Annotated in this window: 21 protein-coding genes and 3 pseudogenes; 10 read left to right on the top strand and 14 right to left on the bottom strand. The window is 49.2% G+C overall.

Going from position 1 to position 24,467, the window contains the following annotated elements:
- Positions 1–735: 735 nt before the first annotated feature.
- Positions 736–1,083, bottom strand: a complete 348-nt coding sequence (locus IAE27_RS27495) for a DUF6404 family protein (RefSeq protein ID WP_064398350.1) — start codon at positions 1,081–1,083, stop codon at positions 736–738.
- Between the two features lie 372 nt (positions 1,084–1,455).
- Positions 1,456–2,817, bottom strand: coding sequence for a YncE family protein (locus tag IAE27_RS27490; protein WP_135800818.1), 1,362 nt, complete (start codon positions 2,815–2,817; stop codon positions 1,456–1,458).
- A gap of 336 nt (positions 2,818–3,153) precedes the next feature.
- Between IAE27_RS27490 and IAE27_RS27485 the strand changes: the two genes are divergently transcribed.
- Together IAE27_RS27485 and IAE27_RS27480 are read left to right on the top strand one after the other, a co-directional pair.
- Positions 3,154–3,771, top strand: coding sequence for a LysE family translocator (locus IAE27_RS27485; protein WP_023340962.1), 618 nt, complete (start codon positions 3,154–3,156; stop codon positions 3,769–3,771).
- Between the two features lie 296 nt (positions 3,772–4,067).
- Entirely contained in the window at positions 4,068–5,831 is a 1,764-nt protein-coding gene (locus IAE27_RS27480; protein WP_064398353.1) for a sensor domain-containing phosphodiesterase, read from the top strand.
- 280 nt (positions 5,832–6,111) lie between these two features.
- Here IAE27_RS27480 and IAE27_RS27475 read toward each other — a convergent pair whose 3' ends face one another.
- On the bottom strand, positions 6,112–6,651 hold the full coding sequence (locus IAE27_RS27475; protein ID WP_046878778.1) for a VOC family protein: 540 nt from the start codon (positions 6,649–6,651) through the stop codon (positions 6,112–6,114).
- A gap of 208 nt (positions 6,652–6,859) precedes the next feature.
- Positions 6,860–7,249 carry a GFA family protein gene (locus IAE27_RS27470; RefSeq protein ID WP_072057040.1) on the bottom strand — a complete coding sequence of 130 codons (390 nt, stop codon included), beginning with the start codon at positions 7,247–7,249 and terminating at the stop codon, positions 6,860–6,862.
- A 196-nt stretch (positions 7,250–7,445) separates the two neighbouring features.
- Between IAE27_RS27470 and IAE27_RS27465 the strand changes: the two genes are divergently transcribed.
- Both IAE27_RS27465 and IAE27_RS27460 read left to right on the top strand, forming a co-directional pair.
- Entirely contained in the window at positions 7,446–8,114 is a 669-nt protein-coding gene (locus IAE27_RS27465) for an epoxyqueuosine reductase QueH (RefSeq protein ID WP_023340966.1), read from the top strand.
- A gap of 267 nt (positions 8,115–8,381) precedes the next feature.
- On the top strand, positions 8,382–9,365 hold the full coding sequence (locus IAE27_RS27460) for an alpha/beta hydrolase (protein ID WP_077266548.1): 984 nt from the start codon (positions 8,382–8,384) through the stop codon (positions 9,363–9,365).
- Positions 9,366–9,496: 131 nt separating this feature from the next.
- On the opposite strand, the pseudogene IAE27_RS27455 reads toward IAE27_RS27460, so the two are convergent.
- Both IAE27_RS27455 and IAE27_RS27450 read right to left on the bottom strand, forming a co-directional pair.
- Positions 9,497–10,055 (bottom strand): annotated as a pseudogene (locus IAE27_RS27455) (cysteine hydrolase family protein).
- 87 nt (positions 10,056–10,142) lie between these two features.
- On the bottom strand, positions 10,143–11,345 hold the full coding sequence (locus IAE27_RS27450) for an MFS transporter (RefSeq protein ID WP_154022276.1): 1,203 nt from the start codon (positions 11,343–11,345) through the stop codon (positions 10,143–10,145).
- Between the two features lie 85 nt (positions 11,346–11,430).
- Here IAE27_RS27450 and IAE27_RS27445 point away from each other — a divergent pair, with 85 nt between their 5' ends.
- The gene (locus IAE27_RS27445) at positions 11,431–12,081 is read left to right on the top strand and encodes a GntR family transcriptional regulator (RefSeq protein ID WP_064398456.1); all 651 of its coding nucleotides are present in this window, start codon (positions 11,431–11,433) and stop codon (positions 12,079–12,081) included.
- A 91-nt stretch (positions 12,082–12,172) separates the two neighbouring features.
- Here the strand turns inward: IAE27_RS27445 and IAE27_RS27440 are convergent, their stop codons facing one another.
- The 5 genes and pseudogenes from IAE27_RS27440 to IAE27_RS27420 form a co-directional block, all read right to left on the bottom strand.
- Positions 12,173–13,438, bottom strand: coding sequence for a Y-family DNA polymerase (locus IAE27_RS27440; protein ID WP_064398360.1), 1,266 nt, complete (start codon positions 13,436–13,438; stop codon positions 12,173–12,175).
- 1 nt (position 13,439) lies between these two features.
- Positions 13,440–13,859, bottom strand: coding sequence for a translesion error-prone DNA polymerase V autoproteolytic subunit (locus tag IAE27_RS27435; protein ID WP_064398361.1), 420 nt, complete (start codon positions 13,857–13,859; stop codon positions 13,440–13,442).
- A 310-nt stretch (positions 13,860–14,169) separates the two neighbouring features.
- The gene (locus IAE27_RS27430) at positions 14,170–14,322 is read right to left on the bottom strand and encodes a hypothetical protein (RefSeq protein ID WP_224257692.1); all 153 of its coding nucleotides are present in this window, start codon (positions 14,320–14,322) and stop codon (positions 14,170–14,172) included.
- 93 nt (positions 14,323–14,415) lie between these two features.
- Positions 14,416–14,571: pseudogene (locus tag IAE27_RS27425) on the bottom strand (IS1-like element transposase); the annotation flags it as partial.
- 240 nt (positions 14,572–14,811) lie between these two features.
- Positions 14,812–17,013, bottom strand: coding sequence for a TonB-dependent siderophore receptor (locus IAE27_RS27420; protein WP_181879915.1), 2,202 nt, complete (start codon positions 17,011–17,013; stop codon positions 14,812–14,814).
- Positions 17,014–17,348: 335 nt separating this feature from the next.
- Here IAE27_RS27420 and IAE27_RS27415 point away from each other — a divergent pair, with 335 nt between their 5' ends.
- Positions 17,349–18,980, top strand: coding sequence for a hypothetical protein (locus IAE27_RS27415; RefSeq protein WP_200093221.1), 1,632 nt, complete (start codon positions 17,349–17,351; stop codon positions 18,978–18,980).
- A gap of 223 nt (positions 18,981–19,203) precedes the next feature.
- Here IAE27_RS27415 and IAE27_RS27410 read toward each other — a convergent pair.
- Positions 19,204–19,524 (bottom strand): annotated as a pseudogene (locus tag IAE27_RS27410) (recombinase family protein); the annotation flags it as partial.
- Between the two features lie 103 nt (positions 19,525–19,627).
- Here IAE27_RS27410 and IAE27_RS27405 point away from each other — a divergent pair.
- From IAE27_RS27405 to IAE27_RS27390, 4 genes are read left to right on the top strand one after another with little or no spacing between them, the layout of a single operon-like run.
- Complete coding sequence (locus IAE27_RS27405) at positions 19,628–19,984, top strand: hypothetical protein (protein ID WP_004849222.1); 357 nt, start codon at positions 19,628–19,630, stop codon at positions 19,982–19,984.
- Positions 19,981–20,367 (top strand): hypothetical protein, encoded by a 387-nt coding sequence (locus tag IAE27_RS27400; RefSeq protein WP_070557323.1) that lies wholly within the window; start codon positions 19,981–19,983, stop codon positions 20,365–20,367. The genes IAE27_RS27405 and IAE27_RS27400 overlap by 4 nt, the downstream gene beginning before the upstream one ends.
- Positions 20,368–20,421: 54 nt before the next feature.
- On the top strand, positions 20,422–20,655 hold the full coding sequence (locus IAE27_RS27395; RefSeq protein ID WP_074185878.1) for an excisionase: 234 nt from the start codon (positions 20,422–20,424) through the stop codon (positions 20,653–20,655).
- Entirely contained in the window at positions 20,633–21,703 is a 1,071-nt protein-coding gene (locus IAE27_RS27390; RefSeq protein WP_049130020.1) for a tyrosine-type recombinase/integrase, read from the top strand. The genes IAE27_RS27395 and IAE27_RS27390 overlap by 23 nt, the downstream gene beginning before the upstream one ends.
- Positions 21,704–21,963: 260 nt before the next feature.
- Here the strand turns inward: IAE27_RS27390 and IAE27_RS27385 are convergent, their stop codons facing one another.
- Together IAE27_RS27385 and IAE27_RS27380 are read right to left on the bottom strand one after the other, a co-directional pair.
- Positions 21,964–23,025, bottom strand: a complete 1,062-nt coding sequence (locus tag IAE27_RS27385) for a YcjF family protein (RefSeq protein ID WP_070557322.1) — start codon at positions 23,023–23,025, stop codon at positions 21,964–21,966.
- Positions 23,022–24,419 (bottom strand): YcjX family protein, encoded by a 1,398-nt coding sequence (locus IAE27_RS27380; RefSeq protein ID WP_115240143.1) that lies wholly within the window; start codon positions 24,417–24,419, stop codon positions 23,022–23,024. The genes IAE27_RS27385 and IAE27_RS27380 overlap by 4 nt, the downstream gene beginning before the upstream one ends.
- Between the last annotated feature and the right edge of the window lie 48 nt (positions 24,420–24,467).

Here is a 24,467-nt window from a genome sequence, read left to right as displayed (position 1 = left end):
CTACAAATATGGTCACTATATATCAACTACTTAAGGCTCCTTCGTGACCTGCAAACTGACGTTTTCAAACAGGTCTATCATCCTGCCTCATATCTTTGATCACGTGCGTTGCGACACCGAGCACTTCTATATCGCCCTGATGCTTTGCACCTTGCCTTACAATTCATTCATACTCTCTTCACTTTTACATTTTATCTTTGCCTTGCCTAAGGATAGGACCTCAGGCGCAAATCCTTGTAAATTTAGTTTTTTTATATAGCATATTGGTCTCATCAGACACCCGCCTCTATGTGCGGGTTTTTTCTTTTATGAGGCCCTGGAGACCAGTACTCGGAATGGCAATAACATTTGTCTGTATGGTGATACTGTTAGCTATGAGTTTACTGATGCTCTAAAAAACTCAGTTTTCAACGATCATCACTTTTGTTCACTCTTCATTATTTCAATATCATTTTTATGTATATAAAACTCAATCATAGTGATGTGATGAGTTAACTTATTGGTAACATTGAAAATTAGTATATATAAACATAGTCCCCCTCGTTCAACGAAGTTTTTTTTACTCATGAGTTTGCATTACAACCCTTACTTACCATCTCCATTAAATTGATAATTGAGTGTTAATAGTAAGTGCTAGCATCATCAAACAGGGCTATCACCCCACCTCAAGGCCTTGATAACGTCCGATATGTGCCTAAGCGGACGATAAACATTACTGATTCGTTTGCAGGCCATTTAAAGGTTTTTCCAGTCAGGCAGATTATTGGCCTTTTTGCGCCATCTGTGAAACGCTGCCATCATTAGGCCATATAGGATCCCACAGGAGAAACTCCGTAATATCGCCCCGGAAGGTTGAACGTCCATATCTTTCCATGTGAAAAACCACATTACGATTCCCCATGCAAGACCAAACCCGAATCCCATAATGAATGATATTTGCCAAAATGAAGCGAAAGGTAATGGCGGTATTCTTAGTCCTAACTTCCATAAACCACGCAACAGAGGAGGGGCATAGTTGCTGCGCCACATCTTTTTGCTTTCCATAATGGCAAGTGCACGTTCCTTTTTTCGCTCAAAACTCATTTTTTCTCCCTGAATGACACGTTAACTATTTACTGGTCCTGTATTGTGATTACCTGTCTTCATATCTGAACTGTGCTGACTTCACTTTGTATCATAACTCAAAATATATTGTTTAAGTCCGCTTCTCGCTGTGAGTTCAAAGCAGCCTCTTAGAGACTAGCGCTTGGGCAGCTTCGGGATGCATAATAGGTCATGCGGAGTATTATTGAAAATTTGTGTTTAGGGATCGCGAAGGACGTCAGCCAGCATCGAGTATGAGGATGTCAATACCGGGCTGATATGCCGGAAACATCCCCCCGCCCCAAAGGAGCAGGAGGATTAATAATAATGTAAGGCCTGTCTGTCCGAGAATAAAGCAGCCGACTAATGTCGCTAATTTTTGGGGGTGATTTTCGTCACTGAACCTGTTTGAGCTTTATCCCCGGAGGTTCCATACATAGACACCAGATAAACGGTACCATCAGGCGCGGCAGTCAGGTGGTTTGGTGTTTCATCCATCGGAATATTAGCAACTAATTTACCGTCCTTGTTCAGAACAGCAACAGTTCCGCCTGCACGCGTGGCGGCGAAAACCTGCGACGTCACAGGATCCCAGACGACAGATACGCCCCCGGCACCAATATAAGTATCAGCGAGAACCTTACCCCCAGCATCAAGAACCACGACGTTGTTCGTCTCCTGAGAAGCAACGTAAAGACGGCCAGTTTGCGGATCGCGAGCGATGTCGGTTGCGCCCTGCGCCTGAGGTACTTTCACCGTTGTACTCTTGCCGGTTTTGAGATCAATCCAGCCTACCCATGGCGTATCTCGGCTAACGCCGTAGAGTTTGCTGCCAGCGCTATCGAGGGTAAGATCGGTACTGTTAAACAGGTTTTTGCCACGCTCCACCACAAACTCCAACTGACCGATGTGCTCCAGCGTTTTGGTGTCATACACTTCGACAAAACCGGTCAGAGCCGCGCTGACATAGGCCCGATTGTTGGCTTCATCAATAACCACATCGCGTGGATGCGAGACCGATCCCTCCGGGAAAACCTTCACGACGGAAAGCGTTTTTGCGTCATAGACGGTCACCGTCTCGGCAAGAGTGTTCGTCGTCCAGACCTGATTATGGGCGTTATCAACACCGACGCCGAAGACACCAATCTGCTCACCTTTTTTGTCTTTAGGCAGCGTTGCCTCTGCTTCGATAGCCAGGGTTCCGGCGTTCAGTCTCATCAGGCGGCTACCATCCTTCGGGCCGCGTGCAGAGGTCACGAACAGCTTCCCGTCAGCCGACACTGCCGACTGGTAAGCTCGCTCACCGACGGACGTTGTTTGTAGCCTGAAAGCCTCCGTGTTTTTTGGCGGGACAATCCGGGACAATTTCAACATGACCTGCGAAACGCTCGCGGGATTTTGCGTAATAACAGTGAGTAGATGAAGGCCTGTAGCGGCATCGGTCGGAACGGTCAGCGGAATATTGAGATTTCCTTTTTCATCGGCAGTCAGTGGTTTTGGTGTCAGGACTTCAGTGCCATTGAGCATGGTGACGGTCGTGCCCGCCTGCAGGTTCTTAATGGCTACAACCGTTTTATCTCCTGGCTTAACAGGAACTTCCCGTGACCCGGCACGGATATTACCAGGGAAGGTAGTGGTGGCGGCTGCCCATTGGCTATCGGCGTATGCCGTTGTGGCGGTTGACATCGCAATAGTGGAGGCCAACAGCACTGACCAGACTGAAATTCTTCTCATCTTATCTCCATAAATTGTATTGATGCTGCATCTCAACGCAGCCACAGTTTTTCCCCACGCACTTAGTATTAACTTCCGCTATGAGAAAAATGTCTTGTTACGAACGTGTTCAACATATCATACCGGAGTAAATAATTATCATTACCGTTTTATGTGATATCGTAAATGGTAGGGGTTTAATGTATAGCGGGCGACTGGGGGTTTTGCGGTAAGAGGCCGCATTGTGCCAGTAGCGGACGTTGTTTACACAGTGTCATATTATTACCCAGCAGTTCATTGGATATGCGGTTCGCGCAATGAGGGGCTGTCTGGCACTGATTAAAGATGGAAACATGAATGACAGGTGATTTGATCGCGGTTTCTGCTATTGGCGTAGCTATCCTTTTTGGTGCAATGAGCCCGGGAGCTAGCTTTCTTCTCGTTGCCCGAATGGCAATGTCCAGTTCGAGACGGACGGCTTTATCTGTTGCTGCAGGTATGGGTTTTGGTGCATCTGTTTTTGCTGCCATAGCGCTAGCGGGTCTCCATACCCTGCTGACTCTAATCCCATCACTTTACACAGGACTCAAGGTTGCAGGCGGTTGCTATCTTTTATGGCTGGCGTTGAAAATGTTTCGTCGTCCTTCAAATCGTTTTAATGATTCTGCCGGTACAAAAGAAGTAAGCGTCTCGAAAGCTTTTATGACTGGCGTTTTTACGCAAATCAGCAACCCCCATACTGCGCTGGTATTTGCCAGTATTTTTTCCGCAGCGCTGAGCAAAAATATTCAGCCTGTTATGTACATCATCCTGCCCACAATGGCATTCGTTATTGATTTGCTCTGGTATGCAGTCGTTGCATGCTTATTATCAACTGACGGGCCACGTCAGGCTTACATTAAATATCGTCATTTTATAGATAAACTCAGCGGAGGCTTTATGGCCTTTTTGGGAATACGATTGCTGTTAAAGTGAGTCTGACTAGTACGACGTAGTCTGGTGATACGAAGTGTTCATTTCGTCTTTTCGCTCATAGCTGCTAGTCAAATATCTCGCATTAAGCATGTGAGATGACAGTGTCTGACTGATAGGCAGAATTACAGGACAGCCCTGGGGAGACATTTCCGGGAGACAATCAACGGGAAACATTTTAATGTGAGAGTTTAGGCGGGTCACTGAGTATGTATTACCACATGCCATTGGAAGAATGATCCATGCCACCTGCGAGTGTGGAACAACCAAAAGCCTACTGCACCGGAGGATGTCTTACCATGTTGACTAATCTCAGTAGAGATGAAAGTAAAAGACTTGCGGCTATCGACTTGTTGAAAAATCCTGACAAAGGTCGGGATGATGCGTTAAAAAAATATACTCATCTAATATGTCACTTGCTGAATATGCCGATGAGCTTTGTTTCTGTTCTCGATGAAGAAAAGCAATATATCAAATCCGCTCAGAATATCGCCGCCACGGAAACCCGCCTGAGCGAGGCATTTTGCGTACAGCCCCTGAAACAGAGTAAAACATTCATTTGTCATGACACTCATCAACACCCCACCTTTCGTGACTATCACGCGGTAAAAGAAGATCCATTCATTCGCTTTTATGCAGGGTGTCCACTTAAAACTCAGGATGGAGTACCGATAGGAACCTTGTGTATCCTCGATACTCAACCCAGGGAACTTTCAGACAAGCAGCTCGAACTTTTTGAAAAGATGGCAGGGCTTATATCAGATTTTCTGGCCTCCTGGCACTCAGTAGGCTATACCGATGTCGTCACGCTATTACCCAATCGTCAGCGCCTGCTCAAGGACATTGAGGTGTCGGCGGCAAGCACCTTCCGGCTGGTCATCATTGACTGCATTGATATGCCCTTTGCCTACGAGATGGCCCGCTCATTGGGAATGATTGCCGTAGAAAACTTACTTCGGGACATGACCGTCGAACTGCAGGCACGTCTCACCCTGGCGGGCCAGCTTTACGCCGTGGCGGTCGGACGATTTGCTTTTTTAACGCCTGAACCTACGGCCCTGTCACTGGAAAGCATTGCACAAAACCTTCAAGGAACCCAGGCCCGGATTGGCCCGGAAGTTCCCCTGGATTTGGATATTCACATGGGGGACTCCGGGCTATGCGACAGCACCCTGACGCCGAATGAAATTCTGCGTCGTGCGGTAAGCGCCTTGCATGAGGCTATAAGCCAGGGGCACCGTTTTACGACCTATAATGACGCCCTGGATACCCGCAAAAAGAGAGATTTCAGCCTGCTGACCGAACTCAGACAAACGTTGCAGGGAAACCAGGGCTTATATCTGGTCTATCAGCCGAAAATCTCACTGGCGACCGGGCGCGTGACGGGTGCTGAAGCGCTGGTCAGATGGAAGCATCCGACAAACGGCGAAGTCCTGCCCGGCGAATTTATCCCGCTGGTCGAAAAAACCAGCCTGATGCGTGAGCTCACGGCCTGGGTTATCGATCGTACTATTGCGCAGCTGAGTGAGTGGCGGGACCAGGGACTTACTCTGCCGGTGTCAATTAATCTGGCCGCCAGTGATTTTTCTCGGCCCGATTTCGCCGAGGAGCTTGAACAGAAACTGCGGAATGCGTCTCTTGACCCAGCGCTGCTGGGGTTAGAGTGTCTGGAAACAGAGAAGATGCTTGAGAGTCCGGCCGCGCTTAACGGGCTGGACATGCTCAAAAAACGCGGGTTTAAAATTTCTCTGGATGACTTTGGTTCGGGATACAGCAACATTAATTATCTGCGACAAATCCCGATGGACACCATCAAGCTTGACCGCTCTATTGTGAGTAAGGTTGCTCACGACAAGGCAAGCCGCATCGTTGTTCGCAACGTTATCATCCTCCTCAAGCAACTCGACTATACCGTTCTGGCCGAAGGAGTCGAGGAAGCCAGTACTGTTGATATTTTAAGAACGCTGGGCTGCGATGAAGTTCAGGGCTATTTTTTTGCCAAACCAATGACCCCTGATGTTTTTGAAACCTGGTATCATGGTAGAGACGAAGCCTTAAAGTGAGCGAGCATTAAGTAGATACGTATGCACGCATGCCCGTAATATATGACTAAGAAGGGAGCTGGTCACCCTGATCAGCCCTCTATTGATTATCAGACGCCAATGATAGTCCTTCATCCGGGTAATCATGACAAGTTCTAACGACCGCTATTAGCTCTCAACAGACCTTCAGTTCCAGGAGCTTGTCCGATGTGTGCCAAAAGCGGACAATCCTGATACTGAAATTAGAACTGTGGGGAACTCCATCATAATGCGGCGTCGCCCTGAAACCGCAACATATCATTTATCGCTCAGGTATCCATGTGTCTGCTTCGCTGTCTTCAGGATAATAATAACCATTAGGTATTGATTGTAGTTCAATCAGGCCGCCCCATGGAGCCTTAAAGTATACGCTGGCATTATCATCGGTATCTTCATGGCGCGAATTTCCATGAATTTCCGAAAGGAACTGGCCTCCCGCTGCCCTGACCCTTTCCACCGCGTAATGTATATCGTCCACATAAAGTGAAATGTGGTTCCAGCCAAAGTCCTGTAGCCTTACCGGCTGCGCCTGTTCTCTGCTTACTATCTCAAAAAGCTCCAGATTTGGACCATTACCAATTCTCAGCAACCGCTGTTTGATAATCATTGAGCCTTCTGTCAGGCCCAACTGTCTTTCGGTATCAGCCCCTTCTCTTGGGGAATCGCTATCGGTCAGGCCGTCATAAACAAACCTGGCATCTAATGCCTTTTGCAAAAATTCTGTTGCCTGCTGCAGGTTTGGAACCGTTAGCCCCACATGATTTATGCCCCTGCTAACAGTTCGTTTTTCTCTATTTATCATATGTATACTCTGGTTAAAAATTTGAGTGAATCAAACAGAGTTTAGTACACTTTTCATTTAAGAAACGCCAGGCCTGATATTGTGTAAATTTTCTGCCGCTATAAAAGAATATCCGTAGTTCGTTCCTTACGGACAGCTAAAGACCATAATTAATATTCACCTTCAACTTTAAGTGACATCATGATGGCTACATGTAAGGCTTCAGCGTTTATTCAGCGATATCAGGCATGATTATTCTCCACCATTCAGGTTTCATATCTTGAAATGAATGGGATGATGGGGAAAATAAGTCGCGTTGGTTATTGTCAAATATACCGCTCAGCAAAGCAGTTACCTGAGAGTCATCAATAGCACCAACCGAGGACCCACACCGGGCGCAAAATGCCCTGGATGAAGCTGCTGATGAGCGGAACAGCGATGGTTCCCCCCCTTCGGCAGTCCATTCAACATCTGCGGAGTCAAATTCAATCCATACTGCGGTCTGACAGCCAGTATGTTTCTGGCACATATCGCAGGAACAGGAATGAGGGGAAGAAGGATTTATCGCTGTGAATCTGATGAACCCACATAAACATCCACCTGACAATTTCATATCCATCGAGCCTTTGTAAAATGTTCAGAGAGACAAAGATAGCATCGACCACTCCTCACAGCGGAACCTCAAATCAGTCAGTTAGTCCGCTCAGTGCCAATAACAGACATTGCGGGAAACGTATGAAGCTGGCCGCCATTCCCGATAGCACAGCCCTGATGCTACACTGTTTTGTATTCTCATTATCTCATCAAATAAATTTATGACTACCGCTGATTTCAAACGTCCTAAACTAGAACTCCCAAATGGGACAGATAAACTGCTGCTGCACTCTTGTTGCGCTCCGTGTTCTGGTGAGGTAATGGAGGCGATCCAGGCCTCAGGGATCGACTACACCATCTTCTTCTACAACCCGAACATTCATCCGCAGAAAGAGTATCTTATTCGTAAAGATGAGAATATTCGCTTTGCCGAACAACACGGCGTACCGTTTATCGATGCGGATTACGACACAGATAACTGGTTTGAGCGCGCCAAAGGCATGGAATGGGAGCCCGAACGCGGCATTCGTTGCACCATGTGTTTTGACATGCGTTTTGAGCGGACTGCGCTTTACGCCGCTGAAAATGGCTTCAACGTGATCAGCAGCTCACTGGGGATCTCTCGCTGGAAAAATATGCAGCAAATCAACGATTGCGGTCAGCGAGCCGCCGCCCACTATCCGGGTATGGTTTACTGGGACTATAACTGGCGCAAACAGGGCGGTTCGTCGCGCATGATTGAAATCAGCAAGCGGGAGCAGTTTTACCAGCAGGAATACTGCGGCTGCGTTTATTCACTACGTGACAGCAACTTGCACCGCAAATCCCAAGGCCGTCCTCTCATTCAGATCGGTAAGCTTTACTATGGTAAAGAAGACGACCAGTCCTGATTTTATGTCACGCCCTCGGTGGCGTGGCCGCCTTCCTGTGCATTCCTCTAACAATTGCATGCCCCACCCGGCACGAACAGTAATTTTTAGCCGTGAGATGGCTGAAAGGCGATCTAGCACTGAGGTCTGCTGATCGCTCAAAGCAGCCCTTCAGTATCTCGCCCGTCCGCTTTGTGCCAGCAGCGGACTTTTCTAATGCCGCTGGAGAGCAGGCCATATTTATAATATAAATTGACGGGTACGCTGAATTTTACAGGAACATCTCCGATGAATATTGCCGCCTCCATTGCCCTTTTGAGTGCTTGCCCATTTGTGAGTCTGGCAGCAGTACCGGTGACCTTTTCCGAAACTGTCCTGGATGCCGCAGGGCCAAAAGGCCCTTTGAAAGGCACGTTACTTACCCCGAATTCAAAACCAACAGCCGTTGTTCTTATTGTTCCAGGCTCCGGACCGACCGATCGGGATGGAAACAACCCGCTTGGTGTGAATGCATCGCCTTACCGATTTCTTGCTGAAGGCCTGGCTGCCAAAGGCTTTGCGACGCTTCGTATCGACAAACGTGGAATGTTCGCTAGCGCAATGGCCGTAAAGGATGCCAATGCGGTGAAGATTGCTGACTATGTTGACGACGTTCGATCCTGGGTAGACGTGCTTAGACGTCATATGCACACTCCCTGTATTTGGGTTTTAGGACACAGCGAAGGGGGCGTAGTCGCACTTGCCTCAGCTCAAGAGAAGGATATGTGCGGCGTGGTTCTTATCGCAACGCCCGGGAGGCCGATGGGCGAGGTGTTGAGGGGGCAACTTAACGCTAATCCGGAAAACGAAATGCTATTAAAGCAGGCACTGCCGATAATTGATGCTCTGGAGCATCGGCGGCGAGTCGATATTACGAATGTGCACCCAGCACTACAAAGTCTCTTTAATCCTGCGGTTCAAGGGTTTTTGATCGATGCGTTTTCATATAATCCGGCTCATCTCATTTCGAGTATTTCCAAACCCGTGTTAGTACTACAAGGGCAGCGCGATCTCCAGGTGGAAGAAACGGATGCAAGACTGCTTAAGGCCGCGAATCCTCAAGCGTCGCTGGTTATACTGCCCAATATGAACCATGTTATGAAAGAGGTGACCTCGGACGATCGCAAGGCGAATATCGCGTCATACGCTGAACCCGCGCTCCCTTTAGCTCCCGGTTTAATCGACTCGATTGAACATTTCCTGATCCACAACTCACCTTTTCCCGAAAAGTAACAGTTGCTCAGCTCTCGGCGGATGAACTCCCTCATGTAGGGTCTGCTTAGTGCCAGGAGCAGACGTTCATATGACCAAGCAACCACATATGCCCGGTCATATGCACTATCTACACTACGGTTATCTTGACGTCAGATATTCTTGTTTTTATGCCCATGCTTCTGATATTTCAGTTGAACGGGTAACAATGGCGTGTTGAGGCAGGATTTTGTCAAGTATAAACAAATTGGTGTCATGATCTGGATCGGCGCAACAATCACCCGCAACCACCAGTCGGTAATCCAGGTCAAAAGCTTGCCCGACTGTAGACAGCACCACGCCACTGGTGGTCACGCCGGTAAGGATCAAAGTTTCAATGCCTTGGGCGCGAAGAATCATCTCAAGTTCGGTAAATGAGAAAGCGCCAACTCTGCGTTTAACAATGACGGCCTCATTCTCTGCGGGAGCGACTTCAGGATGAATAGCCGTGCTCTCATTGTCAGCCATAAACATTCCATTCTCTTTAATCGAAGAGAAGATAGTGTTGTTTTTGCTGACCTCTGGATACCCTTTGCGGAATCCGACACTGATATAAATGACCGGTACGGCTGCTGCGCGCGCAGCTGCTATCAGTGATGCGGTATTGCGGATAACGTTTCCAGCGATTTCTTGCGGGAGAAAATTGTTAAGGATGATCGTTTGAAAATCCATAACTAGCAGAGCGCTGTTTTTACTGATATTACTGAGTTGATTCGACATAAATTTTCCAAATTTGTAGCTGAAGGCTAATGAAGTGAGTCAGCGCGTTGCTGACTGGCGATGTATTTTAAAGTTCCAAGCCGCTCCGGCTAGCAGGATACAGCTGGTTGCCAGAAAGACGGCTCGCATCCCGATATGCCCGCCGACAAAACCACCTATCAGCGGCCCGATGAACTGACCGGCGAACTGCGCGGCGACGGAATAGCCAAGGATGCTACCCACCATGCCTTCTGGTACACGGTGACATATGACTGCCGCAATACAAGGCAACAAGCCGCCAAGCGCCAGCCCCATGAGGAAACGCAGGGCAATCAGTTGCCACCCGGAGGTGACAAAAGCCTGCGGGATGAGCAACAAACCGGCCGTAGTCAGCGCCAGCGTGATAATGCGTAAATGTCCTATTCTGTCTGCCAGTTTACCAAGCCAGGAAGCTGAGATAATGCTGCCCAGGGCCGCGGCTGCCATCACATATCCCGCCACTTTCGTTATCTGAGAAGCGTCGATGACGAGAGTACGCACATAGACCGTGATAATGGGTTCTATTGACATATTGGCCAGCATCAGCAGCAGACCGGTACAAAGCATACAGACAATCACAGAGCGGGCAGGCAATTGGGGCCAGCTCACCCGCGTTTTTGCCGCAGCATCCTCGGGCTTTTGTACCGCTTCGCGGATGAGAGTCAGGGTCATAATAAAGGCCAGAAAAATCAGTGCGCCTGCACAGAAAAATGTGGACCGAATACCAATCAGCCCCGGTAGCCATCCCCCGGCAAGGGGGCCGACAAGATTGCCAGCCATGACACCGGATGAAACGATCCCCAGCGCCCATGCGGCACGTTCTCTGGGAGCCTGTACAGCGATAAGAATTGTTGCGCCGGATGAGTAGCCTCCAGCCAGCCCAACTAGCAACCGCAGACCGACAAGTTGCCAGATATTCGTCACCAGCCCCATAAGCGAAACCGTAATAGCCATGCCAAGGCTGGCTCTCACGAGCATCGACTTACGTCCATATCTGTCACCAAGTCGTCCCCAGACGGGGGCAATCAACCCGGCAGTAATAAACGTTGCGCTGAATGCCACACCAGACCATTGAACAACCGCTGCATGCCCGTGAACACCAAGCTCTTCGACATATAAAGGCAGAAACGGCAGCATCAGGGTCATTGCAAAGACGGTTGAGAACGAGCCAATGAAGCAAACGATCAGGTTTCGCTGCCAAAAGCTGTTATAAAATTGGGTCATAAAAACGCCCTATCATGGTATACCAAGCTGGTATACCATATCGATTATGCATTTTACTGTCAATTTGTGGGAGAACATTGCCGTCATGAGCCAGGCATCAGAAGTTGAAAACCAATTAAGAAAATTGATACTCAGCATGGAACTGGGGCCGGGAGAACGACTGACCGAGCGCTGGGCTGAAGCAACGTTTAACGCCTCCCGGACGCCTGTTCGAGCCGCATTACAGAAGCTGGAGTCCGAGGGGCTGGTATGTCGTGACGGGTTACGCTGGTTGGTGGCACCGATCGATGTCGCTGAAGTTGAACAACTGTGTATTTACCGGGAAGTACTGGAAGTGGCGGCATTAAAACTGTCAGCCAGCCAAATGACGGAAGAACAACTCAGCGGTCTGGAAATCCTGCTTAAAGAGAAGACTGCTGTTGCGTCTGAAGGGATGTTGGACGATGCCGGAACACGATTCCATCTGTATCTGGCCCGTCTTTGTCAGAATGCGTTTATCATTGAAGGGATAAGTGATGCACTGCGACGGCTTTCACGGGCAAGATGGCTTGATAAAGCGCCGTCGAACCCCGCCTGGGAAGAGCATCGCGAAATATTTGCTGCGCTTCGCTCGCAGGACATTGAGAAAGCCGCAGAGTTACTCGCCGATCATCTTAGGGAAAGCCGAATCCGCCTTCTCGACGCTATCAATTCAAGCAAACGTAGCCTGAGGGCGAGAGGGATTGTTATATCCTGACCATATGTCGAGTTTCACGTCAGAATAACAAAGGTCGGCTTCTCGCTCTAAGCGGACTGTAGTAGCGTCACCATTACCATTAATGGCCGAATCATCTAACTTTGAGCAGGTCGCAGAACCTCGTAGTATAGCGCGGGGATAGCATTTCTCTCTTCATCTGCCAGGCAGTCTGGATTCCCTGCCCCGCAAAATAGAGCGTCCCCCTGCCATCCTTTGCATTGAGATGGTCGAGGACTTCCATTAACTTTTCGCTGTTCTTCCGCGGTGCGTTGTCATCAAAAAGATTCAGCTGTGCCACGCCCTGGCTGTAGAAATCGCCCAGCATCACGCCGGCCTTCTGGTAACGGTGCCCGTCTCGCCAGATAGCATCGAGGCATTTCGTCGCCGCGGTAATTATGTCCCGGCTATCCTGGGTTGGCGTTAGCAGCTTTACATATGCGCTGTTGCCGTAATATGGCTCGTTGAGCGCAAAGGGGCTGGTTTTGACAAAAGCGGAGATAAACCGGCAGTACTGATGCTCGCCGCGAAGTTTCTCGGCTGCGCGCGATGCATAGCTGCATATCGCCTGTCGCATTTCATGATATTCAGTGATGCGGCCACCGAAAGAACGGCTGCACACAATTTCCTGCTTTACCGGCGCGAATTCCTCAAGACCAAGGCATGGCTCGCCACGCAGCTCACGCACTGTTCTTTCCAGAACAACATTAAAATGCTTCCGGATAAAACGAATATCCGTATCGGCTAACTTAAGCACCGTGTCTATCCCCATAGACTCCAGTTTTTTACTGATACGGCGCCCAACGCCCCATACTTCATCAACCGGCAACAGCGCCATTAACTTCCTCTGTCGTTCCATATTCGACAAATCAACTACGCCTCCGGTTTGCCGCTGCCACTGTTTCGCTGCGTGATTTGCCAGCTTAGCCAGGGTTTTAGTCTGTGCTATGCCGACGCCGACCGTGAGGTGCGTCCGGCGCAGAACCGTCTCGCGAATTTCCCGGCCAAAGTCGGTAAGGTCACGACAGTTACGAACTCCTGTCAGATCGCAAAATGCCTCATCGATACTGTAAATTTCGCATCGTGGAGATAGCTCTTCAAGCGTAGTCATGACCCGGTTCGACATATCCGCATAGAGCTCATAGTTGCTACTAAACGCGATAATGCCGTGCCGGCGAAACATGTCCTTTTGTTTGAAGTACGGCTCCCCCATTTTGACAAAGGGCTTCGCCTCAGCGGAACGAGCAATTACACACCCGTCGTTATTGGAAAGTACGACTACTGGCCGCCCTTTCAGGTCAGGACGAAAAACCGTCTCGCACGATGCGTAAAATGAATTCACATCGCAAAGCGCAAACATCTTAGCCTGCCGATTTGATGATGTAAGTAACGACCCCAAACACGTCGAGAGTATCTTCGCTTCCGACGACTATTGGCGAATATGCAGGATTCATTGGGTTGAGCTGAACCCGCGGATGCAGCTGCAGTTTCTTAACGGTGAATTCCCCGTCCACCGCGGCAATCACAATATCGCCATGGACTGCGGTCCTTGAACTATCCACGACCAGAAGATCCCCCTCCCCGATCCCGGCCTCCTTCATGCTATCGCCGGCAGCTTTGACAAAATACGTCGCGCTGGGGTGGTTAACTAGCAGCTCGTTAAGGTCGATACGTTGCTCAACGTAATCCTGTGCAGGGCTTGGAAAACCACATTGCACAAGGTCACTATACAACGGCATCAGGATAATCTTACGTAACTCAACTGGCGTGTAGAACTGCATGATAGACTCGCTCACATAAATACTGTTTATATATACAGTAGATTTAACCCAACCACATATCAATATAGGTTCCAACTATCAATTCTTGTCATTGCCGTAACGCATTGATGTAATGAGTAAGGTAAGTCTTAAAGTGCTTTCAGTGCGTAACTGTTTGATGGTTTTGCGAACAATGCGAGGATAAAATTTTTCAGCTATGGCACTGCCTCCATAGCAAATTGCTCACCTGCGGGCTCTTGCATACGGTTCGCAGGTGAGCAAACTTAGCCGGCCGGAAAATATTTATAAATAGTCTTCACCCCTACTCCAATCACGTCTTGGGCCTTTCCTCCTGAGCTTGAATTTTTTTCTCCAAATCTTCAACTTGCTGAATCAGCACCTTAACCGCCGCCAGTGTATCCATCATGATCACGTTGTTATCCAGCTGCAGGCGGTCATCGACCACCTTCTCAGCGTTGAGCATATACGACGTGTTAATCTCCTTATGGATATATTCCAGAATCACTATTGGTTATATACAACGCGATATAATAAGGGTTTATCTCTGGTATCCGTGAGGCAGAGAGGTTTTTAAAGCCCGTATGAGAATGTTGATGCCGACTTTCAGCGTTCTGGCGGTATACCGCAAACCTGCGCCGTTATAGGACATTTCGATAATTTGGCCTTTTATGCCCGGTTTTCTGTCTTCATAACGATAAGTTAGGTGGAACACCGGTAACTGGCCTGACAGTGGGAGCGCTCACGCCTGTCGGGCTTAGACCATAATGATAAAGAGCATCATAAACATAACGAGGACAACAGACAGTAACAATAGCACAGGAATATTTTTAATAACGAAAAGACATCACCACAACCAACTATTTGTAGACACTACCTGAAATAATTTACGTGTTTAAATCAGTGATAGGAGGTTGGGCACGGTTGAGGCGACCTTAAGGCCGCCTATCATTTATTAAAATGACATGGTTACGCCAGCATAATAAGCACGTCCGGGTTCGTTATACGTTGAAGCCCCCGCGTTCTCACGGTAGATACGTTTGTCAAACAGGTTACTAATACCTGCATTGGCACGCAGATTTTTGGTAATATCATAGTTGACGTTTAAGCCAACAACGGAATAAGGACTAATTTCACGTTGTGAAAGACCATTACGGTTTTCAAGGACGGTTTCAGCATACTGGCGCGGTTTCTGGCGGCCATATTGCGTCCAGTTAATATTTGTGCTCAAGTCTTCAGTAGCTTGCCATTCCAGTTGGGAGTTAATGGTAAACTCCGGGATGACTGACAGCGGATTTCCGGTCTTCTTGCTTTCAGAACGGAACATGTAGGTTGCGTTAGAGCGCCACTCCAGCGTATCGGCAATCAAAGGAATAGTCAGGTTACCTTCCAGTCCTTCAACGATAGCTTTACCGCCGTTCTCCCACCGCAGCACGTTATAAGTACCGTTGCTGTAAACGGCAGAAGTGCCAGACACGATTTTGTTTTTGTAATCATTGCGGAAGTAGGTAATGCCAGCTGCATAACCTGCATGACTGAATTCAATCCCCACTTCTTTGTTAACGCTAATTTCAGGATCGAGATTATCGTTACCCAGTAAATAACATTGGCTAAGACCAATCGGACAACCGTTACCGCGCGTGGAAAGCAGGTAGCCCGGCGTTGACTGATACAGATTTGGCGCTTTGAACGCACGTGCTATACCGGCTTTCAGGGTGAAGTATTCACCCATTCCCTGTGAAATATTCAGGCCTGGACTCCAGTTCGCACCGAAATTATCGTGATAGTCAAAGCGCAGCCCCGGAATAACCTCGGTACTGTCGGTCGCGGCAATATTATCCTCAAAATAGAGCGAACTAATCGTTGCAGAGTTTTTACTGCTACGTTGAGAAGGATCGCCCGAGCTACCCGGTAAATAGAAGTCAGTACTTGACGACTGCATGGAAGCCGGATCGTTGAGTTCGTCGCGATTCCACTCCGCGCCAAGAGTCACCGTTTGATCAACGAATAACTGTAGAGGAAAGTTGATTTCCCCGCCAGCACGATAGCTTTGCAGGCGACTGGTGGAAAAGACATCGCTATTTATCATTCCTTCAGTACTACCGCCGGTACCCTCTTTTAAACGGGTATTGTTGGTCTTTTCATAGTTGAAATTAAGCCTGGATGTTCCCCAATCCCAGATTCCGTTGTGAGTAATTCCGTAGTTTTGACGATATAAACGATTTGTTTCACTGCCATAAAGCGATTCAACCAGACCGTTAGCACTGCTATTACTATTACTGTTTTGAGTATCACCCGCATAGATATTTCCCTGACGGCTATAGCCATAGGAGAAATCAACGATCTGGGTAGGCGTAATTTTCCAGGAAAGTACTCCGTTGATGTCTTTATTACGCACGCCTTCTCGACCGGCTGCATATGAACCGTTTTGTTCGGTGTTGATGTCATAGGAATCGGCATCGGTGCGGTTGAGGTTGCCATACAGACGCATCGTCAAAACGTCACCGGCCAGTGGACCACTAAGATTGAAATTAGCACGACGAGTGTCGCCTTCTTTGCTGTTTTCAGGCTGGTTGGTGAAAAGGGATAAGGATCCGTGCCAGTCGTTAGTGGGGCGTTTAGTAATGATATTCACCACCCCACCCGCAGCGCCGGAACCATAACGGGCTGCAGCCGGACCGCGTATCACTTCAATGCGTTCCACCATTTCCGCTGGGACCCAGTTGGTATCGCCACGGGAATCACGCTCACCGCGCCAGTTGTATCGCACGGAGTTACGAGAGCTCACCGGCACGCCATCAATCATCACTAAGGTATTTTCCGGACCCATGCCGCGAATATCGATCTGACGGTTGTTACCCCTACTGCCACTGGCACCGTTACCGGTCAAATTCACGCCAGGCATTTTGCGGATGATGTCGGAAAGATCGTTAACTGGGGGGCTTTTTTGAATGTCTTCCTCGGTTATGATCGAGACACCTGGCTGTTGTTTCAGTCCCTGTTCGGCGGTGACGAGCATCGTTTCATCGTCCGCCAGTTTATCCGTGGGTTCTTCCGCAAAAGCCGGTGAGGTGAGGAGGACAGCCAAAAACAGCGCAACTGGGCGCTTCTTATATAAAGTTATATTCACTTCGATAATCCCCAGAAGAGTTAACATTTAATGAAAATACTTATGATAATGAGAATCATTAGTATTACACACAAAATGATACAGGATCTTCCGTTTTTACACATTTTTTGATGGATTTGCGCTTTTGTGTAAATAAACTAGAGGTAGCCAATGAATAAAATATATTTACTTTCAAATAGTTAATTGTGCTTCTAACGTATTAATGCCCCAGTATAGGCGGATACTAGCACCAGATTCACTTGTCGATTTTCTACTCAACCATGATAGATGATAGGTTTCAGACCTCTTGTTTGAGTGCTAACCCTTGATACTGTGTATTTATACAGTATAGGTTTGAGAAGCATTTAACAAGAGGATGAAAAATGAACAATTACACAGCAGATGACTCTTTACGAGAAGATTTAAACTCCACTACAAATGGCCTTGGAGGTGACCTTGTCAATACTCCATATAAGCTTAGTGTTACAAAGTTACTAACCTTAGGCCGTATTGTATATCCAGAAATGTTTGGGACAGATATAACATCTCCATCAGATGATGATTTGTGGGCAGCAATGTTTAAGGAACTCTCTGAACTCGATGATACGACACTATCCAGTGACCTTCCTTATACTATCGATTTACGCGGTAAAACCTATAACTTATATTCATCACATAAACTTGATATAAACTTTAACATTATCAATGGCTCCATTCTCATGGCTGGGGGACAGATTGTTATGGGGGATGAAACGAGTGGAGCCAAAACGAGAAGGCATTACCTTAAAGATCTAAAAGTTAGATATATAAATGATGGCAAAGCTTATTATAAGGACGCGCTAATAAAAATCGCCAGATGTTATAACACTTTCATCATAAATTGTGATTTTTGGGCTGGAACTTCAACAAATAAAAATGCTAACGGTGACCCTCTTCGCGCCCGGTATGGATTATGGCTTGGTTCAAAAAGAGCATGGGGGTGCTCGATAATTGGTGGTGAGTATTATGGCGGGCAAATCAGTTGCCGAATTGGATTTACAAATGACCACACTGGTATCACAGTAACTGGCGGTGTGACATTCCATCACGGAGTAGTTGGTAATCTATTAATGTGTAACCCTGCTGGCGCAATGGTTGGCGGGTGTAATATTGAACATTCCGAAGATGGTGCCTGGGGGTTAGCTATTACATCAAACACAAATAGTGGTAGTAACTCTGCACATGGAGTAATTATTGAAGGATGCTACTTTTACAATAATGGAAATGGGACCAATGGAAATCTAAATGCTCCAGCAGGTATACTGATAGGCTATGATGTTCCCGGCACAGAGGGCTTTGACACCAATGAAGGAATAATAACAAGTCTTAATACAGCCCATAGCATTACTATTCGTAACAGCTACATAGTGTCTCCCAAACAATCAAGAGCTGTTAAACTAAGAGGGTTGTATGGTTTAAAGATAGAGGATAATAAGTACGGTATTGCACTCAATGAACCATATGGTTTTATTGTAGAGGGAACAGCGGCCAGAACGTTTATTGCTAATAATAGAAATCAATCATCTGGAGTTTCAGATGAAACTGAATACACTTCAACAAGTAAACCGCAAATTGGCGGAAGAGGAGGTGCATTCACTCCAAATATCGTCGGTAGCAATAGCGTAGGAAGTATTACTTATAGTTCGCGAGGTGGTGACTATTATATTAGTAATGGAGTATGCCAATTGTCACTTTGGTTAACTATCAGTTCTATTACCACACAACCTGAAGGTAATCTATCAATAACTCTGCCTGTAGCGATAACTAATGGTCGTCGTACGGGTTGTGGCGTTTTCGCCCTAGCACTGAGTTCAGGCAACTCCTCTTTACCAGTTTCGGCAGCTATTACTAGCGGCTCTACACTCAACCTTTACTTAGGAGGTGCAGAAATGCAGGGATCTGTTCTTCAAGCGTTAACAGATATCCGACTTTCTCTCTCGTACCCCGTAGATGGAGCAACTTATACGGGTTCATGATACTGCATAGAACCACGAATAAGTTAAGCTTTCTGCTGCTTGGGGCAGAATCGCAATACATGAAACCCCAGCCTTTTTAGTATTTATATTCTTAAACAGAGAGTGAAGGAAACTCCTCACTCTCCTGTTCCTATACCAGCACGATGTAGTCCGGTTTAATCTATTTAGCACCAGTCATTTCACCATCCAGTACATCTCTTAACTTCTTTATACTTAAGGGCCTTTATCCAACAGGCAAATATTTATATATCGTCTTTACGCCCACCCCAACCACGCTCGCGACTTGCTGGCGTGTAGCCCCTTTCCTAAGCATCCTACGACTATGCTCAACCACTTCTGGTGTCATTATTCTCCGGCGACCGCCGATACGGCCCTGCTCTCTTGCCGCGGCTAATCCTGCCCGGGTGCGCTCGACGATCAGCTCTCTTTCCATTTCCGCCAGAGCACTCATGACGTGGAAGAAAAAACGTCCTGCTGGCGTACTGGTATCAATGCTGTCAGTCAGGCTTCGGAAATTCACCCCGCGCGCCTGCAGCTCTGATAACCATGAAGGGGCGATTGAGCTTTTTCCATACTGGCCTGCGGCCACACGGTGTTTTCAATTTCCTTGTTCCTGAAGGTTACCATGATGCGACGGAGGGAACTTTATGAGCTGCGGGTATCAAGGTTATGAATTTGGTGCGCATTACCCAGATAGCCTTTGCTGTGATGGCTACCTGTGGGATTGCGACGCATACGAAGATGGCATGCTGACAAATGGTGGTGACATTCCTTGCCCTGTCTGTAATCGCAAGCAGTGGCTGGCCTTCTACCGCGATCACATCATTGAGTGCGGAATGATGCAGTCAGAGCGCAAGCATGGGCCTAAAACTGTGAAATACGGGGGTTTCCCTGAGCCCGTGCGTGGTGATGCAAAGGCTATGCGCACCATCCGTCGCTGGCTGCGTCGCGGTTGGTATCAGGGCCGGAAGTTCGATGCGGAAGCGCACAAGGTGACGGCATGAATATCACCGAACTTACCCCGGAGGTTGCCAGAGAGTCCGGCAGCATCCTGATTATCGTCGCTGCACGGTTGGTACGTCGTGAGTTCTTCACCCCGCTGCATAACCTCTGCGAAACGGGAAAGCGTGTTGTAAGCACCCGCGAACTGCGTATTGCAGTAGAACAGGTAGAAGAATACATGAACCGCGAGGCTCTGAAGATTGTTGATGGTCATGACAGGCTGACCAAAAAGCTCAAAGAGTCCGAAGAACGCATTGCGAAACTGGAGCTAAGGCACCGCCAGCGTGACCGTGATGATTTTATCAGGGGAATAACCCACCCCGCCTCCATGTATACCGCCGATGAAGCTATGGAAGCAATTGCAGAATACGACCGCACGCACTGAGATGATTTCCAATAATCAACATTAAACCGGGGAACTGATTATAGTTTCCCGGCCATGAGGTTATTTATGGCACTTATTACCTTAAAAGAATGGAACGCCAGGCAGCCACGACCACGCAACCTGGAGACCGTTCGTCGATGGGTTAGACAAAGCAAAATTTATCCAGCACCGAAGAAAGACGGCGTGGAGTATTTGTTTCAGGAAACGGCTATTAAGGTTGAGCCATCACAGTCATCAACCTGCGGTCTATTGCGGAGAATGACTAGTGGGAAGAAGAAGAAACCATGAGAGACGTGATTTGCCACCTAATTTGTATGTAAGGAATGGAGGTTATTACAGCTATCGCGATCCGCGGAATGGGAAAGAATATGGTTTAGGCAGGAACCGACGGCTTGCGGTCAGTGAAGCGATACAGGCCAATATAGAATTACTTGGTGACGCTGGTCATATTCCGCTTAGTACGCGCATCAGTCAGATAGACTCCGTTACCTTACATTCATGGTTAGAGCGCTATGAAAAGATTGTCGCCTCTCGCGGGTTAAAACCGAAAACACTTATCGACTATGCCAGTAAATTAAGGTCAATAAAGGAACGAATGCAGGACATTCCTATTGCCGAAATCACCACTAAACAGATAGCTATTATCCTGAATGATTACGCTAATGAAGGAAAGCATGCAATGGCAAAGCTAATCAGGTCGACGCTTGGAGATATATTCAGGGAGGCTATCTCTGAGGGGCATATCGCAGTAAACCCCGTCACGGCGACGAGAGCCGCTAAATTTGAGGTTAAACGCACCCGGCTGACCGTAGAGGAATATCGGGAGATTTACCAGGCTGCGGGAACGCTATCACCGTGGGTAAGGTTGTCAATGGATCTGGCCGTGCTAACCGGGCAGCGTGTCAGTGATTTATGCGCTATGAGCTGGGAGGACATTCGCGACGGGTATCTGTACGTAGAGCAGAAAAAGACAGGGGCCAAACTGGCGATACCAGTCGGGCTAAAAATTGAAGAGTTAGGCATCTCTCTGCAGGGAGTTTTGCAGAAATGCCGTAAGCTATCCGCAGGAAAGGCCATTATCTCATCCAGTAGCGGAAAGTGTTTGTCACCCACTACAGTCTCGAATGCTTTCAGGCGAGCCCGTGAGCTTTGTGGTATTAACTTTACAGGAGGGCCACCCAGTTTTCATGAACTCAGGAGTCTGTCTGCAAGATTGTACAGCAAACAGGTTGATGATAGTTTTGCACAGCATTTGTTAGGGCATAAATCAGGCAGCATGACGGCAACATATCGTGACGACAGAGGCCGCGAGTGGGATAAAATTGAAATAAAGTAATGAATTTATTTTGAATGATTTTGAATGATTTTGAATTGATGATTTTAAATCATTGATTTAAATAGTTAAATTTTCAATCACACTTTCTGCCGTAAAGTTATGCGCTCAGAGAGGAAAATGGCAATAAAGAACCGGTCGTCATCGCCGCTGCTTTTCTCCCCGGATTGCGCTGTGCATCGCCGTGAGACAAGTGACAGCCTTCAGTGGAGCGGTAACCCGGCTAAGGCATTCACGCCGCAAGCCGGGAATGCTTAAGCGACTTATTTTTCCGCGCCGCTTTTGCTCTTTTGCAACGTCTCTTTTAGCTGGCCGATCAGCTCGCGGCGGAAGTCCCCCAGCCGCGGTTTATCATCGGCGATCCACGGCAGCGGGCGGCAGAGCTCCATCGCCTTGATACCCAGCCGCGCGGTCAACAGCCCGGCGCCAATCCCCTGCGCCGCGCGCGCCGATAGCCTGGCCGCCAGATCCTGCGACATCCAGTCCATCCCGACTTCCCGCACCAGCTCGCTGGCGCCGGCAAAGGCGATATTCAGCAGCACCAGACGGAACAGGCGCAGGCGGCTGTAGTAGCCGAGCTCAATACCGTACAGAGTGGCGATGCGGTTGATGAGGCGTAAATTACGCCAGGCGATAAACGCCATATCCACCAGCGCCAGGGGACTGACGGCAATCATCAGCGTCGATTCCGCCGCCGAGCGGCTAATCTCACGCCGCGCCTGCGCATCCAGCACCGGCTGCACGATCCGTGCATACAGGCTTACCACTTCACGATCGTTTTGTGTTTCGTGGATCGCTGCATACCAGCGCTGCAGCGCCGGATGCGATTGATCGAGGCCCGCCTGCCGGGCCAGCTTTTCGCAAAAGGCACGCCCTTTGCCGACCGCATGGCTGTGCATCAGGTCCCGCGCCTCATCGCGCTCGTGCGCGCGCTGGCGTAACCGCCACAGACGGCGCCATTCGGTCGCTACCGAGCCGACGCCCGCCCCGACGATCAGCGCGCCGGCTGCGCAGCCGCCGAGGGCGATCCAGTCTTGCGTTTGCCAGGCGGTCATCGTCCACTGCACGCCCTGCGCCACGACGCTGACGCCAAAAATAGCCAGCCCGGCGCTGACCATCTTTCGCCACAGGCTGCGCTTAGGCCGCAGCACCGATTCCACCACCGCTTCCGCCGCCCCCTCTTCTTCTTCCGGCGCGTCAAGGCGCGCAGGGGCGAACTTCTCCGCATCCGCGCCGTCAAAAGCGCGCGCGGATTTCAGAATTTGCGCCTTTTCCACCTCCAGCGGGCCGTCGAAATCAATACGCGGTTTTAAAGGTTCGGTCATCGCAATTTATCTCCGATCAAAAATTCCAGCGCCGCGTCGAGGCGAATATGCGGCAGCGGTTTATCAACGTCCATCACCTGCGGGCGAAAGTTTTCAAACTGAAAGCCCTGCTGCTCCCAGAAGGCCTGACCCGGCAGGCGCGCGGGCACTTCCCCGGGATAGACGGTCAGCGGCTGTCCGTCGCTTAGCCGATGCCCCCGCAGCGCAGGGATCTTCTCCCCGTTCACCTCAATAAGCCCGCTCTGCGTCGCCTGAATCGACGCCAGACCCAGGCAATCCATGCTGATGCCTTCAAACGCCGCGTTCTGCCAGGCATCCTGAATCAGCTGCTGCAGCAGCGATACCATATTGCTGTGCTGATCAACGGTGACGTGATCGGCTTTGGTCGCGGCGAACAGCAGCTTATCGATAACCGGTGAGAACAGACGACGGAACAGCGTGCGCTGGCCATAGTGGAAGCTTTGCATCAGCTGCGTCAGCGCGAGACGCATGTCGTTAAACGCCTGAGGCCCGCTGTTAAGCGGCTGCAGGCAGTCCACCAGCACAATCTGCCGGTCGAAACGGAGAAAATGATCTTTGTAGAAGCCTTTCACCACTTTCTCGCAGTAGTATTTAAAACGCTCGCGCAGCATTCCGGCATTGGTCTGTTTGTCCGCCTGCGCCAGCTTAGCCTCACCGGCGGCATCAACGTCCGGCCAGGGGAAGAACTGCAGCGCCGGCGCGCCGGCCATTTCGCCGGGCAGCACAAAGCGCCCGGGCTGAATAAAATGCATCCCTTCGCGCTTACAGCTGTGCAGATAATCGGTCCACGCCGCGGCGATCTCCGCCAGACGGGTTTCATCGGCGGGCGCCAGCGGATCCAGCCCTTCGCAAAGCTGCCGCCAGCGCGCCGACCACGCCGCCCTCGGCCCCTGCAGCAGTCCGGTCATCTGTCGTGACCAGGTCAGGTAATCCTGGGCCAGCATCGGCAGATCCAGTAGCCACTCGCCGGGATAATCGACAATCTCCAGATAGAGCGTCGAAGTCTCTTTAAAATGGCGCAGCAGCGAATCGTTAGAGCGATAGCGCAGAGCGAGGCGGATTTCGCTGACGCCGCGGGTGGGCGTCGGCCAGAGCGGAGGTTGTCCATAGAGCTGGGCCAGCCCTTCGTCATAGGTAAAACGCGGAATGCCAAAATCCCGCTGCGGGACGCGCTTGACGCCCAGCAGGCGTTCTTCTCTGGCCGCGCTAAGCAGCGGCAGCCGTGCCCCGGCGTGGATATTCAGTAGCTGATTGACCAGTGCGGTGATAAACGCGGTCTTGCCGCTGCGGCTAAGACCGGTGACGGCCAGACGGAGATGCCGGTCAACCCCACGATTCACCAGCGCATTAAATTCTGTTTTGAGTCGCTTCATCGCCATCCTGTTGAGCCTGAAGAACGAGGGAAATAGACATGAGGGCTA

Source organism: Klebsiella sp. S69 (assembly GCF_016516145.1).
GTDB lineage: Bacteria > Pseudomonadota > Gammaproteobacteria > Enterobacterales > Enterobacteriaceae > Klebsiella > Klebsiella oxytoca.
The sequence above is the reverse complement of the archived record's forward strand: the minus strand, read 5'-3'. Positions and strand labels throughout refer to the sequence as shown.